The following is an 18,085-nucleotide window of genomic DNA, read 5'->3' as shown; positions in this document are numbered from 1 at the left end:
GGATTTCCTCTACACGCTTTTTATATTTATTAGCTAGCTATTAATCATGCATCGCGTGGTAGTGCTTTTTCAACCATTCTGATTAACTTATTTTTTATCTTATCTATTTGTAATACAGGAATAATATTATCTGCTTTGGCTTTCTGCTGTTGTAGTGCCCAAGTGATATGTTCTTGCACCATCTCTGTTGTTTCAGCAAACTTAGCTTCTAAGGCTTCGACAATTGCTGCGGAATAAGCTGCATTGCCCAATGCGACTGAAATATTACGTAACCAACGTTCATGACCAATACGACGAATCGGTGAGCCTTCAGTCTGCTTAAGAAAATAGGCTTCATTCCACGCATACAGGGTTAACAGCTCTGGCGAGTGTAGATTTGATCTTGGGTGAAAATCTTGCTCACCGGTAATTGCGGCAAATCGATTCCACGGACAGATCAACTGGCAATCGTCACAACCATAGATACGATTACCAATTAAAGACCTATATTGTTCTGGTATCGCCCCAAATAGTTCAATGGTGAGGTAAGAAATACAACGATTCGCATCAACAGTGTAAGGTTCGACAATCGCTTGTGTTGGACAAATTTGTAAACACGCAGTACATTTGCCGCATTGATTTTCAATAGGTTTATCAATGGGTAATGGTAGGTTTATTAATATTTCGCCAAGGAAAAACCATGAGCCTGCTTCCTTGTTTAAGATCAGCGAATGTTTACCTGTCCAGCCTAATCCGGCTTTTTCGGCCAAAGGTCGTTCGAGTAAAGGGCCGGTATCAACGAAGGGACGAGCATCGAGTGTTTCACAATGTTCACTGATTTTTTGGCCTAAATGTTTAAGGCGTTTTCGTACGATTTTATGGTAATCACGACCTAACGCATAGCGACTAATATAACCTTTATCTTTTTGTTTTAAGGTCGTCGCCATTAGTGCGTCGGGTGGTAGATAATCCATGCGCACGGAGATCACACGAATGGTGCCTGGGTAGAGTTCTTCAGGGTGAGTACGCATGGTTCCGTAACGCGACATATAATCCATGTCGGCATGATAGCCATTATCTAACCAGGTTTGAAAGTGTGGCTCGTAGGTTGATAAATCAGTATCGGCAATACCGACTTGTTGGAAACCAAGTTCTGCGCCCCAGACTTTAATTTGTTGTGTAAGTTGTTGATAGTCTATTGGAGGCATGGTTTATTATCTGTCTATGAGTAAATTGAGGTAAAGTTTATCATATTGTGGTTTTCTTTGGGCTCGACAGTTTGTAGAATCTACATACCTGTACATTTTATAAGAGGCTGTCTTACGAAAGACAGATCTTGTTGTACAGATATGGGATAGTGTAGTAGCACTGCTCAATATAGCGTTCTATTTTAATGTTTAAGGTACTCAAATTAGATGACAAATACAGTAAAAGTTTTATTAGCTGATGAATCAGAAACCGTTGCTTTTGGTGCTAGCCTTGCGCGTTTATGCGATAGCGCAACAACCATTTTTTTACATGGTGATTTAGGCGCTGGTAAAACGACATTAACCCGTGGTTTTGTGCAAGCATTGGGTCATCAAGGGAATGTTAAAAGCCCTACTTATACATTAGTTGAACCATATGAATTAGCTGATTGGAATGTGTATCATTTTGATCTCTATCGTTTAGCGGATCCTGAAGAATTAGAATTCATGGGAATTCGTGATTATTTCGATGATAATTGCCTGTGTTTAATTGAGTGGCCGCAGCGCGGTGAAGGTTTCTTACCTGCTGAGGATTTACAAATTACGCTGACTTATGTCGGAGAGCAGCGTGAAGTTGTGGTTGAAGGCCTGAGTGAGTTAGGCGCAACACTCGTTAATAAATTAGCTAATATAAATATAGGATAATAATGTTTAAACGGATTTTACTATTAAGCATCATTTACTTGTGCTTTATGCCATTAAGTTATGCTGCTAATGCGGTGTATGCTATCCGTATTGTTGAGCATGCGGATAAAACAAGAATTGTTTTTGACCTGGCGAAAAAACCATTATTCAACCTTTATGACCGTCATAAAAATACACAGATCGTGGTGGATTTTGCTGGTACGCGAAATAAGGTTAATGTGAGTAAGCTAGCAAGGTTAAGCAGTAATATTATCCGTGTTGAACAAACCAAGTCGGCTAAATCTAGCGATTTACGTATTATTTTTCATCTTGCTCAACCAATCAAGTATCGATTCTTTGAACTCGCGGGTAATAAAACCGCCAGAAATAGACTAGTTATTGATTTACCTGTTAAGCCGACACAGTCTGCAAAGTCCGTTATCAAACAAAAAAGTCCGGTTGTCGTTAAAAAAATAACTAAAAAACCAGTTGTTAGGCATCCAAAAAGAGATGTCGTGATCGCGATAGATGCCGGACATGGTGGTAAAGACCCTGGATCTATCGGTTTCAAAAAGTTTGTTGAAAAAGACATTACCTTAGCCATTGCGAAAAAAACAGTGGCAATTTTAAACCAGAAGAAAGGCATTAAAGCCGTTTTGATCCGCAAAGACGATCGTTATATTTCGTTAAACGAACGTTCTGCGATTGCGCGTAAATATAAAGCGGAGTTATTAGTGTCTGTGCATGCTGACGGTTTTACTTCATCAAAGCCATCGGGCGCATCAACGTTAATTTTATCGCAAGGTCGTGCGAATTATGAATTCAAGAAAAAGTTACGTGACGATAATGTCAACGGACTGTTAGGTGGCGTAGGTGATGCAATTAAAAATAGTAACGGTGCTGATGACCTACAATATACGTTTCTCGACCTCGGTAGGCAATATTCACAAGGAGCTGGTTATAACATTGCGTCATTAATTCATCATGAGTTAGCGAAAGTAACTGATATGCATAAATCTAAACCGTACGAGCAAAGCTTGGCTGTATTGAAGTCATTGGATATTCCGTCGTTATTAGTGGAAACTGGTTTTGTTACCAACTATCGAGAAGGTAAAAAGTTAACGACAAGCCGTCACCAGCATAAAATTGCGAACGCGATTGCACAAGGTAGCTACTTGTATTTCCGTAATTCGCCACCAAAAGATACGTATTTGGCCTATATGCGAAATAGCATTCACGTGGTTAAAAAAGGTGACTCACTTTCTGTTATTGCCCGCAGCTATGGGACGACAGAGTCGCGCATTAAGCAAGTAAATAACTTAACTAAAAGTACCATATTTATTGGTCAAAAATTAAAAATCCCAACGAGTTAGGTGTGTCATGACAATTCAAATATTACCACCTAGATTAGCTAACCAAATTGCTGCTGGTGAAGTGGTTGAACGTCCTTCATCGGTAGTAAAAGAGCTTATTGAGAACAGCATTGATGCTGGCGCGACGCGTATTGATATTGATATTGAGAAAGGTGGCGCAAAACTGATCCGACTTCGTGATAATGGTACCGGAGTGGAGAAGGACCAACTTGGTCTGGCATTAAGCCGTCATGCAACGAGTAAGCTTGCTACGTTAGATGATCTAGAATCGATTGATAGTCTTGGCTTTCGTGGTGAAGCATTAGCAAGTATCAGTTCGGTTTCTCGACTTACATTTACCTCTCGAACCAAGGCGCAAACGGAAGCATGGCAAGCCTATGCAGAAGGCCGAGATATGCAGGTTCAGATTAAACCTGCGGCACACCCGATTGGTACTACGGTTGAAGTGATCGATTTATTTTTTAATACGCCTGCTCGTCGTAAATTTTTACGTACGGATAAAACAGAATTTAATCATATTGATGAGCTGGTGAAACGTATTGCGTTAAGTCGCTTTGATTTACAGATCACACTGAAACATAACGGTAAAGTGATCCGCAGTTATCGTCCCGCGAGTAGCATCGAACAACAAGAACGTCGTGTTGCCAGTATTACTAGTACCAATTTTATGGCGAATTGCATGGCATTGCACTGCGAACATAGTGATATAAAACTGTGGGGCTGGGTGGGTTTACCACATGATAATGCGCCAATGGATGTGCAATACAGTTATGTTAATGGCCGTATGATGCGAGATAAGCTGATCAATCATGCATTACGTCAAGCTTATGAAGAAGCGACTGGTATTGCTGCGCCGCCAGCGTACGTACTGTTTATTGAAGTGTCTGTACGTGAAGTCGATGTGAATGTACATCCGGCTAAACATGAAGTTCGTTTTCATCAAGCGCGTTTAGTGCATGATTTTATCTTTCAAGGTGTTTTTAAAGCTATTACTGAAGGTGTAAGTCCATCAATACCAACGGCTGAGTTACCTGTTCAGGAAGCGGTTAGTTATCCTGGACAAGCACCTATCACCAGCAGTAGCAATGCTAGCGATAACGAGCAGAGTACTGGTCATGGTGTAGTGCATTGCGGGATAGTTGATAGCGCGGTTACCCCCGCATATAGTGATGTTATGCCGATGCAAAAGCAGCATGGTTATGGCGTTACAGATACGCGCCAGGGGAGTACAAGTGCAACATCGTCGAGTTATAGTCAGCAGCGTCAATATATGCCAGATAAACCTTCAGCTGGTGCTATCAAGCAATACAATCACTTGTTACAACCCAGTAAGGCTGAAATAACTGAACTGCAGCAAGTCGCGCGAAATACAGCGACGACAAATGTTAATCAAGGGCGTCAAGTCGGGACGCATACTCAGTCGAATGAGCAACATACTGCGCGAGTTAAATTACTCAGTTTAGTCGCAGATAATTACTTATTATTACAAGATGATGATGTTCTTTTGCTCGCTGATGTACTGGCAATGTGGCAGGTGAATTGTAAAATGCAATTACTGGCAACATGGGAACAAGGGGTTATATCACAACCCTTGTTATTACCAATATCGATTAAATTAGATAAAAACTTTGTAGAAACAGCAAAAAATCAGCAAAATTTGCTTAATCGTTTGGGTTTAGAGTTGAATTATAGCAATGCCGCCACCATTATCGTTAGAAAGGTGCCAGCACAATTACGCCAAGCGAATTTATCCGCTGTGTTACCTGAGTTATTGCAACAGATAGTCCATCTATCCGAAAAGGCTACGGCCTCAGATGTTGCCCCCTTGTGCCATTGGCTTGCAATACAAGGTAGTCACGGATTGACCAAATTTACTTGGGAACAAGCGACTCAAATATATAGCCAATTTATAGAACAAGATAACTGTGTACAACAGCAATATCGTTCTAAATTATTTGAGAAACTTGACTATATGTCTGTAATAGAGAGATTTAACTGTGACTCAACAGCAAACTAAATCATTACCGAAAGCTATCTTTTTAATGGGGCCTACGGCGTCAGGTAAAACGGATCTTGCTATTGAGTTAACAAAACAGCTGCCGTGTGAAATTATCAGTGTCGATTCGGCATTAATTTATAAAGACATGAATATCGGCAGTGCGAAACCAACGGCGGCAGAGCTTGCACAAGCGCCACACCGTTTGATTGATATTATTGATCCTGCAATGAGTTATTCAGCCGCTGATTTTCGTGCTGATGCTTTAAAACATATGCAATCGATCACAGAAGCAGGAAAAATACCGCTACTTGTTGGCGGGACTATGCTTTATTTTAAAGTACTACTTGAAGGTTTATCGCCAGTACCGACATCGGTGCCTGAAATTAGACAGGCTATTGAAGCGGAAGCGAAACTGCGTGGTTGGGAATCATTACATCAAGAGTTATCTTTGTATGATCCTGAGTCAGCAGCGCGTTTACATAAGAATGATGCACAACGCGTTTGCCGTGCGGTTGAAGTTTATCGACTAACGGGTAAGTCATTAACTGAATTAACCCTACAAAAAGGTGAAGCACTGCCTTATGACGTAGCACAATTTGCCATTGCACCATCCGATAAAACCGTATTACACGAGCGTATTGAACGGCGTTTTAAATTGATGATTGAGGCGGGTTTTGAAGCGGAAGTACAAGCCTTGTATCAACGTGATGACCTGCATCTTGATTTACCGTCGATGCGCTGTGTCGGTTATCGCCAGATGTGGGAATACCTAGATGGCAACATGGATCATGATGAGATGGTGTTTCGCGGTGTCGTAGCAACAAGACAACTGGCAAAGCGTCAAATGACGTGGTTAAAAAGTTGGAACGATCTAACGTGGTTAGACTCCAAAGCAGATGACAATTTAGAAAAAGTTTTATTATCAGTTGGCTAGAGCCTATTTTTAAGTTGTATACTGATAATTATCGGTTATATTTTTCATTATAATAAAAATCTAATTTTTAAAAGGAAACTATTGATGGCTAAGGGACAATCATTACAGGACCCGTTTTTGAATGCATTACGTCGCGAACGGATTCCTGTCGCAATTTATTTAGTTAACGGTATTAAGCTACAAGGCCAAATCGAATCATTTGACCAATTTGTTATTTTACTAAAAAATACCGTGAGTCAAATGGTATACAAACATGCTATTTCAACGGTTGTACCGGCACGTCCGTTACAACATGGTATTCAAGCTGACGGTGAAAGTGATAAATAATTCTTTGAAATTTAAACTAAAAAATCTTGTGAGTCATATACTCATAGGGAGTCGTGAAGTTGTTTGATCGCCATGAAGCAGGTGAACGTGCCATATTAGTGCACGTTAACTTTAATGATGAGGGCAACCGAGAAGATCTGCATGAATTAGAAATGCTGGTTTCCTCTGCAGGTGTAGGCGCGTTATCTGTGGTAACAGGTTCGCGTTCAAGACCACACCCTAAATATTTTGTTGGTTCAGGTAAAGCAGAAGAAATTGCAGAAGCAGTAAAGCTTTATCAAGCAGATATTGTTATCTTTAACCATGCCTTAGCACCACGTCAAGAGCGTAACTTAGAAGCGTTAATTGAATGTCGTGTTGTTGACCGTACAGGCCTGATTTTAGATATATTCTCTCAACGTGCTCGAACTCATGAAGGTAAGTTACAAGTTGAATTAGCGCAACTGCGCCACATGTCGACCCGATTAATTCGTGGTTGGACGCATTTAGAACGCCAGAAAGGCGGTATCGGTATGCGTGGTCCAGGTGAAACTCAGCTTGAAACGGATCGCCGTTTATTACGCGTACGTATAGACAGTATTTTACGTCGTTTAGACAAAGTGGTAACCAAGCGTGATCAAGGTCGTCGCTCACGTAAGCGTCGTGAAATACCGACAATTTCGTTAGTAGGTTATACCAATGCAGGTAAATCAACGCTGTTTAATCGTTTAACCGATTCTGAAGTGTACGCTGCCGATCAATTGTTTGCGACGTTAGACCCAACATTACGCCGTATTGCGGTTGCTGATGTTGGTGAAGTGGTTTTAGCTGATACAGTTGGCTTTATTCGTCACTTACCACATGATTTGGTCGCTGCTTTTAAGGCCACATTGACGGAAACGCGAGAAGCGGATCTACTTTTACATGTAATTGATTGTGCAGATGAAAATATGCGCGGTAATATTATAGAAGTAAATTCGGTATTAACCGAAATTGATGCGGGTGAAGTGCCTGTTTTAATGGTATATAACAAAGTCGATAAGCTTGATGATGGTCGTTGTCGTATTGATTATGATGATGAAGGTAAGCCGGTTAATGTATGGCTATCTGCAATGTCAGGCGAAGGTACAGAGTTTTTATATCAAGCATTAACGGAGTTACTGGCAAGTACCATGAAAGTGGTCAAGTTACAATTACCCGCAATGCAGGGTAATGTAGTAAGCCATCTATATAATCTCGATTGTATTGAGCATGAGGCGTTTGCTGAAAATGGTGACTGGCTACTCGACATTAGAATGACTATGATTGATTGGCAACGTTTGAAAAAATACAAATGTAATAACATTGAAGATTTTATCCTTCAGCACTAGGCTGATATCATTAATATTTTCCCGAAACTATCTGGTAATGGAGATGCAAATGGCTTGGAATGAGCCCGGAAATGGCGGTAATAAAGATCGCGACCCTTGGGGACAAAAAGGTAAAGAGCAGGGACCCCCTGATCTTGACGAAGTATTTAAAAAGCTAACCAGCAAGTTTGGTGGCGGTAAAGGCGGTAAGTTCTCTGGTGGTGCTAACTTTAATAAAGTTGGTGTATCTCTGGTGCTTGGTGTACTTGCCGTGATCTGGGTGGTCAGTGGTTTCTATACGATCAAAGAAGCTGAACGTGGCGTGGTATTACGTTTAGGTCAGTATTCAAAAACGGTAGAACCGGGTTTATCTTGGTTACCGACGTTTGTTGATCGTGTGACCCCTGTTGACGTTAAGAGCATTCGCTCTATGCCTGCTTCTGGTTCAATGTTAACCAAAGACGAAAACGTGGTTGACGTAAAAATGGATATTCAATATCGCGTTATTAATTCGCGTGAATATCTATTTAGCGTAACAAATCCGGATGATAGCTTACATCAAGCTATTGACAGTGCATTACGTTTCGTTATCGGTCATACGACAATGGATGATGTGATCACAACGGGTCGAGAAGTTGTACGTCAAAGTACCCGTGAAAACATTGAAGCTATCATCGATGAGTATCACATGGGTATTGAACTTGTTGATGTCAACTTCTTGTCTGCACGTCCACCGGAAGCAGTTAAAGATGCATTCGATGATGCGATTGCTGCACAAGAAGATGAACAACGTTATATCCGTGAAGCCGAGGCTTATGCGCGTGCAATTGAACCAACAGCACGTGGTAAAGTGAAGCGTATTGAACAAGAAGCACAAGCTTACCAACAGCAAATTGTGTTAAAAGCACAAGGTGAAGTAGCTCGTTTCGAAAGTCTATTGCCACAGTATCAGCTTGCACCGGAAGTAACGCGTCAACGTTTATATCTAGAAACAATGGAAGCGGTTTATTCAAATACAACGAAAGTTGTGGTTGATACTAAAGGTACTGGCAACATGCTATATCTACCATTAGATAAGATCATGAATGCTAATGCCGCTGATACTAAACCGACTCGTGCGGCAAACACTGTACCAGCACCGCAACAACCAGCGAAATCAAATAACCGTTATCAGTATCCAGATACGAATAGTAGTAATGTTCGTCCTGATCGTTTTAACACAGGGAGAAACTAAGCTATGAATCAATTAAAAGCAGTTATTTTAGTACTTGTGCTATTACTTGGTTTCTCGTCTTTCTTTGTAGTTAACGAAGGTGAACGTGCGCTAGTAGTTCGTTTTGGTAAAGTACTTAAAACAGGTGATGAAGCGAAGGTTTATCTTCCGGGTCTTAACTTTAAAGTACCATTTATCGATTCAATTCGCGTATTAAGCTCTCGTTTACAAACGCTTGATGGTAACGCTGACCGTTTTGTTACTTCTGAGAAGAAAGATTTAATTATCGATTCTTACGTGAAATGGCGTATTGAAGACTTTGAGAAGTTTTACCTTGCAACGAATGGCGGTAACTTCTTACAAGCAGAGTCTTTATTACAACGTAAAATTACCAATGGTCTACGTAATGAAATTGGTAACCGTACTATTAAAGATATCGTTTCTGGCCAACGTGGCGAAGTAATGGAAACTGCATTGAAACGTATGGCACGTTCATCTGAGCTAGGTATCCTGGTTGAAGACGTACGAATTAAGCAAATCAATCTACCGGAGGAAGTTAGTAACAGTATCTTCCAACGTATGAGTGCAGAGCGTCATGCTGTAGCGAAAGAACACCGTTCGCAAGGTTATGAACAAGCTGAGATCTTAAAAGCAGAAGTGGATGCGAAAGTAACCGTAATGCTTGCTGATGCAAATCGTCAAGCACGTGAACTACGTGGTAAAGGTGATGCAGATGCAGCGAAGATTTATGCTGATACGTACAACAAAGATGCCGAGTTCTATGGTTTCTTACGTAGTCTACAAGCTTACTCTAAGAGCTTTAGCAATAAGTCTGATGTATTAGTGGTTTCACCAGAGAGTGATTTCTTCAATTACATGAAAGGCTCAACTATAAAATAGTGATTGCTTGTCAATAAATAACAAAAAGGCCGTTGCTATCTTGGATAGTAACGGCCTTTTTTATTGTGTTAACTTGTTGTTATAACATGCTTGTTGACGGTCATTATCCTATGATTACTTATGAATAATGGGCTTCAATTTCTTCGAGTACTTGTAAAGTCCAAGTGGCAATGCGTTCATCAGTCAGATCGTATTGGCTGTCTTCATCGAGTGCTAAGCCTAAGAATTGACTCTCGTCTTCTGTTAATGCTTTTGAAGCAACGAATTCGTAGCCTTTATTTGGCCACTGGCCGATGAAGTGAATGCCTTTGCCCTGCAACTCGTCAAATAACATCCCCATTGCATCCAGGAACCATTCGCTATAGTTAACCTGATCGCCAAGACCAAATAGCGCTACGGTTTTGCCCGCCAGGCTAATACCTGCAATATCAGACCACAGATCACCCCAGTCTTCCTGAAGTTCACCATAATCCCAAGTAGAAATACCAAATAGAACGACGTCATAGGTTTCTATATCAGTAAAACCCGAGTCTTTTATGTCATGTAAGTCGACAAGTTCTGCACCAATTTCAGCTTGGATCTTTTCCGCAGCTATAGTGGTATAAAAAGTAGTGGAGCCGTAATATAAACCGATTTTCATTATCTACATCCAAAGACAGTGTTGCTAATCATACTATGTGTTAATAAATACTATGTGTGAATCATGTTCTGAGCGATCAGTTGCTCATCGGTACGCATAGTAACATGAGATAATTGTACTATAATTCATGTTTATTTATACAGTGTTGTTATACTGGTGAAACAGTGATGGCAATTGTAATCGTACTTGTACTTTTAATCGTAATAGCAGCATAGGGTATTCGCTTGGAAAAGATTGAAATAATAGAACAGTTTTTAGATATTATGTGGCATGAACGTGGATTATCAGATAATACCCTGACCTCTTATCGTAATGATTTAAGCCAATATCATCACTGGTTAGCGCAACACAAGCAGCAATTATTAACCGTTGATAGTCTTGAAATTCAGACGTTTATGGCCAGTCGTTTTGATTTGGGCTACAAAGCCAGTAGTACCGCACGCCAGCTGAGTGCGATCCGTCGCTTCTATCAATATCTCTATCGTGAGCAGATGCGCGATGATGATCCGACGGCTTTACTCATTAGCCCAAAACTACCGCAGCGTTTACCGGATGATTTATCAGAAGCGGAAGTGGATGCATTATTGGCTGCACCCACATTGGACGATCCGATCCAATTACGTGATAAAGCCATGATGGAACTGTTATATGCAACAGGATTACGCGTATCGGAATTAGTTGGCTTGAGCATGGAATCTGTGAGCTTACGCCAAGGGTTAGTACGCGTGACGGGTAAGGGTGGTAAGGAACGCTTGGTACCTATGGGTGAAGAAGCAGTGTATTGGACCGAGCGCTTTATTGCCGAAGGTCGCGCGACCTTATTAAAAGGATTAACGTCCGATGTGGTGTTTCCTTCCAGACGTGGAAACTTTATGACTAGGCAGACCTTCTGGCATCGTCTTAAACATTACTCGCAAGTTGCAGGCATTACGACGCATTTATCACCACACACTTTGCGGCATGCGTTTGCGACCCATTTGTTGAACTATGGCGCCGACCTACGTGTCGTACAAATGTTACTTGGTCATAGCGATTTATCAACCACACAAATTTATACGCATGTGGCAACAGCACGATTAGAGCAGCTGCATAGTGAGCACCATCCTCGAGCGTAATAACGTTGGTGACACGGCATTAGCAAGGATTAAGGCTAGTGATAAATAATTAATTCTGTTAATTTATCGAGTATAGAGATCCATTAAGAATAAGAGCGGAGAACATATGTTAAAGAAAGTAATTATTACAGCCGTTGCTGTAGGTTTAGTGGGGAGTTTTATACTTGGGATTGATGGTAGTCCTAAGCAGGCGTTAATTACTACACCGATGGCTCATACTGAACAATCTACCAATGTAGTATTATCAGCAGAACACCAAGATATTTCACGCTTATTAGCTGAAAAACTTAACTTTAAAGTATCGAGTGTAAGTGACAGTGCTATTGCAGGTTTGTTTGAAGTCGCTACCGATCAAGGTATTTTCTATGTGAATGCAGATGCTTCGAACCTTATTCAAGGCACTCTTTACCAAGTTAATGATAACGGGGTTACGGATCTTACCGAACAAGCAATGGGTAAAGTACGCCAGCAAGCAATACAAGAATTCGCAGGTGATACCATTAATTACCTTGCCGAAGATGAAAAGTACAGCATCACGGTATTCACGGATATTAACTGCGGTTACTGTCGTAAGTTACATAACGAAGTCGCACAGCTAAACCAGCTGGGCATTAGTGTAAAATATTTAGCCTTTCCACGTGGAGGTATCAACTCTAAGACTTATCAAGATATGGCGTCAATTTGGTGTGCCAAAGACAGTGCGCAAGCGATGAACAACGCCAAACGAGGTGGTAAAATCATTCCTGAAGTATGTACAAATACAGTTGCACAACAATATGAACTTGGTCGACGTTTAGGCGTGACGGGTACGCCTGCAATTGTTTTGGAAAACGGGAAAATGCAGCCTGGTTATGTGCCTGCTGCGAAGCTTCTAAATATGCTAAAAAACATGGATAAATCTTGAACAAACAAATTAAACGTCGCGATAATGTAGGCTGTGACGGTATATCTGCAGCGGTACCTGCATTATTACGCCAAATCTATGCCAGTCGTGGTGTGAAGTCAGATCAAGAATTAGAGAAAGGCGCTAAAAACTTATTACGTCCGAATCAGCTTAAAGGTATGACTGCCGCGTGTGATTTATTAGTCAGCGCGTTAGAACAAAATCAACGTATTATCATTGTTGGTGATTTTGATGCCGATGGCGCAACGAGTACCGCATTATCGATGCTTGGTTTTAAAATGCTAGGCTATCGTAATGTTGATTTTTTAGTACCTAATCGCTTTGAATTTGGTTATGGCTTAAGTCCTGAAATTGTTGATCTTGCTGCAGCCAATGGCGCGCAATTGATCATGACCGTGGATAACGGTATTTCCAGCATTGCGGGTGTTGCTGCCGCTAAAGCGTTAGGCATTAAAGTGCTCGTGACCGATCACCATTTACCGGGTAACGAAATACCGGATGCCGATGCAATTGTTAATCCCAATCAACACGGCTGTACATTTCCAAGCAAAAATCTTGCAGGTGTAGGGGTTGCCTTTTACGTAATGTTGGCATTACGAAGTGCACTGCGTGAACAAGATTGGTTTACTAAGCAAGGTTTAACAGAACCTAATTTAGCCTGTCTGCTGGACATTGTTGCGCTGGGTACGGTTGCCGACGTTGTCCCATTAGATGCTAATAACCGTATTCTAGTACATCAAGGCCTACAGCGTATCCGCGCCGATAAATGTCGGCCCGGCATTAAAGCCTTGATCGAAATTGCCAATCGTAATCAAGCACAGCTTTGCGCAAGTGATCTCGGTTTTGCATTAGGGCCAAGATTAAATGCAGCGGGGCGCTTAGATGACATGTCTGTTGGCGTAGCAACGCTGTTGTGTGAAGATCTTAATAACGCACGTCGTTTTGCTGGCGAACTGGATAGCCTGAATGAAGAGCGTAAAGAAATTGAGAACTCGATGCAGCAAGAAGCACTGGTTATCTTAAAAAGTGTTGATTTTGATGCAGGACAAGTACCTTACGGGATTTGTCTATTCCAAGATGATTGGCATCAAGGTGTGGTTGGTTTAGTTGCATCTCGCATTAAAGAGCGTTTTCACCGCCCTGTTATCGCTTTTGCTGATGCAGGCGAAGGGGAAATAAAAGGTTCTGCACGTTCAATACCTGGCTTGCATTTACGTGATGTTTTAGAGTTACTTGATACCCGTAATCCGGGTATGATCTTGAAATTCGGTGGGCATGCGATGGCGGCTGGTTTGTCTTTACGCCTTGATTGTTATGATGAGTTTGCGAAACAGTTTAACGCCTTAGTGCAGGAACTATTAACTGAAGAACAGTTAACAGGTGTGGTATTAAGTGATGGTGAACTACCGAGTGAGCAACTGTCATTGCCAACTGCAGAACTAATCAAAGAAGCCGCACCCTGGGGCCAGATGTTCCCAGAGCCGATCTTTGATGGTATTTTTAAATTACGTGAGCAACGCCTTGTGGGTAAAAAACATTTAAAAATGATGTTGGAACCTGAAAGTGGTGGACCTCTGGTGGATGCGATTGCTTTTAATGTTGATTTAGAAGTGTGGCCTGATGCTTCGGTACAGAAGATCGAGTTAGCCTATAAATTGGATGTTAATGAGTTCCGTGGTAAGCGTAGTTTGCAGTTTATGGTTGAGCATTTACAGCCATTACGCTAATAGCATTTATTTATAAATACTAATTGATAGATTCTGGCAATTGAAGTGTTATATTTAATCGTCTTTATCTATGTGTTGTTTGCAGTTATAGTTATTTCTTCTTCTACAGCAATCCTGCTTTAAGATAAGGATATAGACCATGACTATGCAACGCGTAATGAATGAAATGAAAATTAAAGCTCCGAGTATTCCATGTGGTACGTCACTGGTCGCCGTGGTTGATTTGTTTGCTAAACATCAGATTAGTGCCGTGCCTGTGGTGAATTCGACAAATGAAGTGATTGGTTTGGTTTCTGAATCGGATTGCCTACAAGCACTTATTAGTGGTAGCTATCACTGTGATAAACCTGCGATTGTGAACGATGTGATGACCAAAAGTGTCGTTAGGGTATCGCCAAAAGACAGTATTATTGATATTGCAATTAGCATGACAAAAGATAACTTGAGTGTTTACCCTGTTGTTGAAGATCGCCAGTTGGTCGGTATCATTCGTCGTGGTGACATTCTACAAGTATTGGCAGAAAATAATAACCAATGTAGTCAAATCAGCTAACCTCGTTGGTTGCCATTATTTTCAAGCCATGCTCCTGTAGTGTGGCTTTTTGCTATTTTACTGCCGTCATATTTTCCCTCGTTTTTATTTATCGCCATTTATTCCTATTTATTTTCTTATATTATCGATTAATTTGCTGTTTTCTTAATCTTCCTCTGTATATCCGTGAGTGAATTCGGTAAAATTTGCTGTTGTATAAAATCCCATAGTTAGAACTATATACTTAGTAGAATGCTGATGAACATACCGATATTCGCATGCATCATGCTAAGTACAACTAGAGTAGAGCAGAATCATGTTTGAAGTAAATCCAGTACTGAATAAATTAAAGGAGCTAGGCGAACGTGCTGAGCTGCTTCGGGGGTACCTTTGACTACGATGCAAGTAAAGAGCGTCTAGAAGAGGTATCTGCGGAATTAGAGTCATCGGAAGTATGGAGTGATCCTAAATATGCCCAAGAATTAGGTAAAGAACGCGCGTCATTAGAATTGATCGTAAAGACGATTGATGATCTCGACACGGGTTGTGATGACGTTGAAGGTTTGGTTGAACTGGCAGTTGAAGCTGAAGACGAAGAAACATTTGCTGAAGCAGAACATGAAATTTTAGGTTTAGAAGCACAACTCGCTAAACTTGAGTTTCGTCGTATGTTTTCTGGCAAACATGATGCAAATGATTGTTATCTTGATATCCAATCTGGCTCCGGTGGTACTGAAGCACAAGATTGGGCAAACATGCTATTGCGTATGTTCTTACGATGGGGTGAGGCACACAAATTTAAAGTTGAGCTGATCGAAGTCTCAGCTGGCGATGTCGCAGGAATCAAAGGTGCTACTATCCGTTTAGGCGGTGAATATGCTTATGGTTGGTTACGTACCGAAACAGGTGTTCACCGTTTAGTGCGTAAATCGCCGTTTGATTCAAGTGGCCGTCGTCATACATCATTTGCGTCGGTATTTGTATATCCAGAGATTGATGACAGTATTGAAATTGACTTAAATCCGTCAGATTTACGTATTGATGTATACCGTGCTTCAGGCGCTGGTGGTCAGCACGTAAATACAACAGAATCAGCGGTACGTATTACTCACTTACCAACCAATCTTGTTGTACAATGCCAGAATGATCGCTCTCAGCACAAGAACAAAGATGCGGCGATGAAACAAATGCGTGCGAAGTTGTTTGAATATGAAATGCAAAAACAAAACGCTGAAAAACAAATCGCAGAAGACGCTAAATCAGATATCGGTTGGGGTAGTCAAATCCGTTCTTACGTACTGGATGACTCACGCGTAAAAGATTTACGTACAGGTGTTGAAACACGCAACACACAAGCCGTTTTAGACGGTGATTTAGACAAATTTATTGAAGCCAGCCTGAAATCAGGCCTGTAAAAAAATAGGGTTAAACAATGACTGAACAGTTACAAGATGAAAACAAACTGATTGCAGAACGTCGCGCGAAACTAGATCATATCCGCACAAACTGTAAAGCAAATGGCCACCCTAATGACTTCCGTGTAAAACATAAGTCGGCAGATTTACAGGCTGAATTTGGCGAAAAGTCAAAAGAAGAGCTGATCGAAATGCAGCATGTGGTAAGCATCGCGGGTCGTATCATGGCTAAACGTGGTCCTTTCCTTGCTATCCAAGATACATCTGGTCGCATTCAAGCATACGCATCGAAAGACGTGCAAAAAGCACAAAAAGCTGACCTTGGTGGTTTAGATATTGGTGATATCGTTGGTATTACTGGCGCACTAAACAAATCAGGTAAAGGCGATCTTTACGTTGAAATGACTGACTACGTGCTACTAACTAAAGCACTACGTCCATTACCAGAAAAGTTCCACGGTCTAACTGACCAAGAAATGCGTTACCGTCAACGTTATGTTGATCTGATCGTAAATGCTGAATCGCGTAATGCATTCATCGTCCGTTCTAAGCTGGTAACTGCTATCCGTAACTTCATGGTATCAAAAGATTACATGGAAGTTGAAACGCCAATGATGCATGTGATCCCGGGTGGTGCAACAGCACGTCCATTCATCACGCACCATAACGCACTTGATCAAGCAATGTATCTACGTGTGGCACCTGAGTTATACCTTAAGCGTTTAGTGGTTGGTGGTTTTGATCGTGTATTCGAAATTAACCGTAACTTCCGTAACGAAGGTCTATCACCTCGTCACAATCCAGAATTCACTATGATGGAATTCTACCAAGCTTACGCTGACTATAACGACCTGATGGATTTCACTGAAGAAATGCTAAGCACAGTGGCAGTTGAAGTACTTGGTGCTACGTCTATGCCTTACGGTGATGATACTGTTGAATTCGGTGGCAAATACACACGTATTAGCATGCTAGATGCAATCAAACAGTACAACCCTGAGCATGAAGTTATTCAGGCATTGACTAACGAAGGTGTTCAAGATCGTGAGTTGATGGTTTCTATTGCTAAATCACTGAACATGAAGATAGAGAAATTCTGGACTTGTGGTCAATTACTGGAAGAGATCTTTGGTGAAACTGCTGAACCACAACTGATTCAGCCTACATTCATCACTGGCTACCCAGCTGATATTTCGCCACTAGCACGTCGTAGCGATGATAATCCATTCTTCACTGACCGTTTTGAGTTCTTCATCGGTGGCCGTGAAGTTGCAAATGGTTTCTCAGAGCTTAACGATGCGCAAGACCAAGACGAGCGTTTCAAAGCACAAGTTAATGCAAAAGATGCGGGTGATGATGAAGCGATGTATTACGATGCAGATTACATCACAGCACTAGAGCACGGTTTACCACCAACAGCAGGTCAAGGTATTGGTATCGACCGTTTAGCTATGTTATTTACGAATACACATACTATCCGTGACGTTATCTTATTCCCTGCTATGCGTCCGCAAGCAAATAGCTAATTAGTTGCATCAATAATGATGCTTTAATTTATGCATATAAAAGCCCTGTGCGATAAATCTCACAGGGCTTTTTACTAAGTGTATGTTTTGCGGCGGCTTTCTATTGGAAAGTTCGTATCATCTCCCGTTACCCCTGCTTCAGCCCATTCACTTCTTTCTATTTCTTGAATATAAACTGTTATTTTATCAAGCGGTGCACCAGTCACTTCATGTGTTGTTTTGGTGAGTTCCTGCAGTAACTTTTTTTTCATTTCTTTATCGTCACTTTTCCACGTCGTTACATTGATAATTGGCATAGGTTA

Annotated in this window: 17 protein-coding genes; 14 read left to right on the top strand and 3 right to left on the bottom strand. The window is 41.2% G+C overall.

Going from position 1 to position 18,085, the window contains the following annotated elements; genetic code table 11:
• Nucleotides 1-44: 44 nt before the first annotated feature.
• Nucleotides 45-1,187, bottom strand: a complete 1,143-nt coding sequence (gene queG, locus HWV03_RS20205) for a tRNA epoxyqueuosine(34) reductase QueG (protein WP_211677677.1) — start codon at nt 1,185-1,187, stop codon at nt 45-47.
• Nucleotides 1,188-1,394: 207 nt separating this feature from the next.
• Here queG and tsaE point away from each other — a divergent pair, with 207 nt between their 5' ends.
• The 8 genes from tsaE to hflC all read left to right on the top strand — a co-directional run bounded on the left by tsaE (nt 1,395) and on the right by hflC (nt 9,924).
• Nucleotides 1,395-1,871 (top strand): tRNA (adenosine(37)-N6)-threonylcarbamoyltransferase complex ATPase subunit type 1 TsaE, encoded by a 477-nt coding sequence (tsaE, locus tag HWV03_RS20200; RefSeq protein WP_067041790.1) that lies wholly within the window; start codon nt 1,395-1,397, stop codon nt 1,869-1,871.
• Nucleotides 1,872-1,873: 2 nt separating this feature from the next.
• Entirely contained in the window at nt 1,874-3,223 is a 1,350-nt protein-coding gene (locus tag HWV03_RS20195) for an N-acetylmuramoyl-L-alanine amidase (protein ID WP_211677676.1), read from the top strand.
• Between the two features lie 7 nt (nt 3,224-3,230).
• Entirely contained in the window at nt 3,231-5,240 is a 2,010-nt protein-coding gene (gene mutL, locus HWV03_RS20190; protein ID WP_211677675.1) for a DNA mismatch repair endonuclease MutL, read from the top strand.
• A complete protein-coding gene (miaA, locus tag HWV03_RS20185; protein ID WP_211677674.1) occupies nt 5,221-6,156 on the top strand; it encodes a tRNA (adenosine(37)-N6)-dimethylallyltransferase MiaA in 936 nt (311 codons plus the stop codon). The genes mutL and miaA overlap by 20 nt, the downstream gene beginning before the upstream one ends.
• Before the next feature lie 84 nt (nt 6,157-6,240).
• On the top strand, nt 6,241-6,483 hold the full coding sequence (gene hfq / locus HWV03_RS20180; RefSeq protein ID WP_211673211.1) for an RNA chaperone Hfq: 243 nt from the start codon (nt 6,241-6,243) through the stop codon (nt 6,481-6,483).
• Between the two features lie 59 nt (nt 6,484-6,542).
• Nucleotides 6,543-7,832: a ribosome rescue GTPase HflX gene (gene hflX, locus HWV03_RS20175; RefSeq protein WP_211677673.1), complete on the top strand. Its 1,290-nt coding sequence runs from the start codon at nt 6,543-6,545 to the stop codon at nt 7,830-7,832.
• A 49-nt stretch (nt 7,833-7,881) separates the two neighbouring features.
• The gene (gene hflK, locus HWV03_RS20170; RefSeq protein ID WP_211677672.1) at nt 7,882-9,045 is read left to right on the top strand and encodes an FtsH protease activity modulator HflK; all 1,164 of its coding nucleotides are present in this window, start codon (nt 7,882-7,884) and stop codon (nt 9,043-9,045) included.
• A gap of 3 nt (nt 9,046-9,048) precedes the next feature.
• Nucleotides 9,049-9,924 (top strand): protease modulator HflC, encoded by an 876-nt coding sequence (gene hflC, locus HWV03_RS20165; RefSeq protein ID WP_211677671.1) that lies wholly within the window; start codon nt 9,049-9,051, stop codon nt 9,922-9,924.
• 118 nt (nt 9,925-10,042) lie between these two features.
• Here the strand turns inward: hflC and fldB are convergent, their stop codons facing one another.
• Nucleotides 10,043-10,564, bottom strand: coding sequence for a flavodoxin FldB (gene fldB / locus HWV03_RS20160; RefSeq protein WP_211677670.1), 522 nt, complete (start codon nt 10,562-10,564; stop codon nt 10,043-10,045).
• A gap of 224 nt (nt 10,565-10,788) precedes the next feature.
• Here fldB and xerD point away from each other — a divergent pair, with 224 nt between their 5' ends.
• From xerD to lysS, 6 genes are all read left to right on the top strand, one after another.
• Nucleotides 10,789-11,679, top strand: coding sequence for a site-specific tyrosine recombinase XerD (gene xerD, locus HWV03_RS20155; RefSeq protein WP_211677669.1), 891 nt, complete (start codon nt 10,789-10,791; stop codon nt 11,677-11,679).
• Nucleotides 11,680-11,785: 106 nt separating this feature from the next.
• Nucleotides 11,786-12,583: a bifunctional protein-disulfide isomerase/oxidoreductase DsbC gene (dsbC, locus tag HWV03_RS20150; RefSeq protein ID WP_211677668.1), complete on the top strand. Its 798-nt coding sequence runs from the start codon at nt 11,786-11,788 to the stop codon at nt 12,581-12,583.
• Entirely contained in the window at nt 12,580-14,310 is a 1,731-nt protein-coding gene (gene recJ / locus HWV03_RS20145) for a single-stranded-DNA-specific exonuclease RecJ (protein WP_211677667.1), read from the top strand. Before dsbC ends, recJ begins: the two co-directional genes overlap by 4 nt.
• Nucleotides 14,311-14,449: 139 nt before the next feature.
• Complete coding sequence (locus tag HWV03_RS20140; protein ID WP_211677666.1) at nt 14,450-14,863, top strand: CBS domain-containing protein; 414 nt, start codon at nt 14,450-14,452, stop codon at nt 14,861-14,863.
• Nucleotides 14,864-15,158: 295 nt separating this feature from the next.
• A protein-coding gene (prfB, locus tag HWV03_RS20135; protein WP_211677661.1) for a peptide chain release factor 2 occupies nt 15,159-16,257 on the top strand; the annotation gives its coding sequence in 2 pieces (ribosomal slippage) (nt 15,159-15,233 and nt 15,235-16,257; 1,098 coding nt in all).
• 17 nt (nt 16,258-16,274) lie between these two features.
• Nucleotides 16,275-17,783 carry a lysine--tRNA ligase gene (gene lysS / locus HWV03_RS20130; RefSeq protein ID WP_211673202.1) on the top strand — a complete coding sequence of 503 codons (1,509 nt, stop codon included), beginning with the start codon at nt 16,275-16,277 and terminating at the stop codon, nt 17,781-17,783.
• A 74-nt stretch (nt 17,784-17,857) separates the two neighbouring features.
• On the opposite strand, the gene HWV03_RS20125 is transcribed toward lysS, so the two are convergent.
• On the bottom strand, nt 17,858-18,079 hold the full coding sequence (locus HWV03_RS20125; RefSeq protein WP_211677659.1) for a tautomerase family protein: 222 nt from the start codon (nt 18,077-18,079) through the stop codon (nt 17,858-17,860).
• Nucleotides 18,080-18,085 lie beyond the last annotated feature (6 nt).

It is taken from the genome of Moritella sp. 36 (assembly GCF_018219415.1).
In the GTDB taxonomy this organism is placed as follows: domain Bacteria; phylum Pseudomonadota; class Gammaproteobacteria; order Enterobacterales; family Moritellaceae; genus Moritella.
This window is presented reverse-complemented; position numbering and strand designations above follow the sequence as displayed.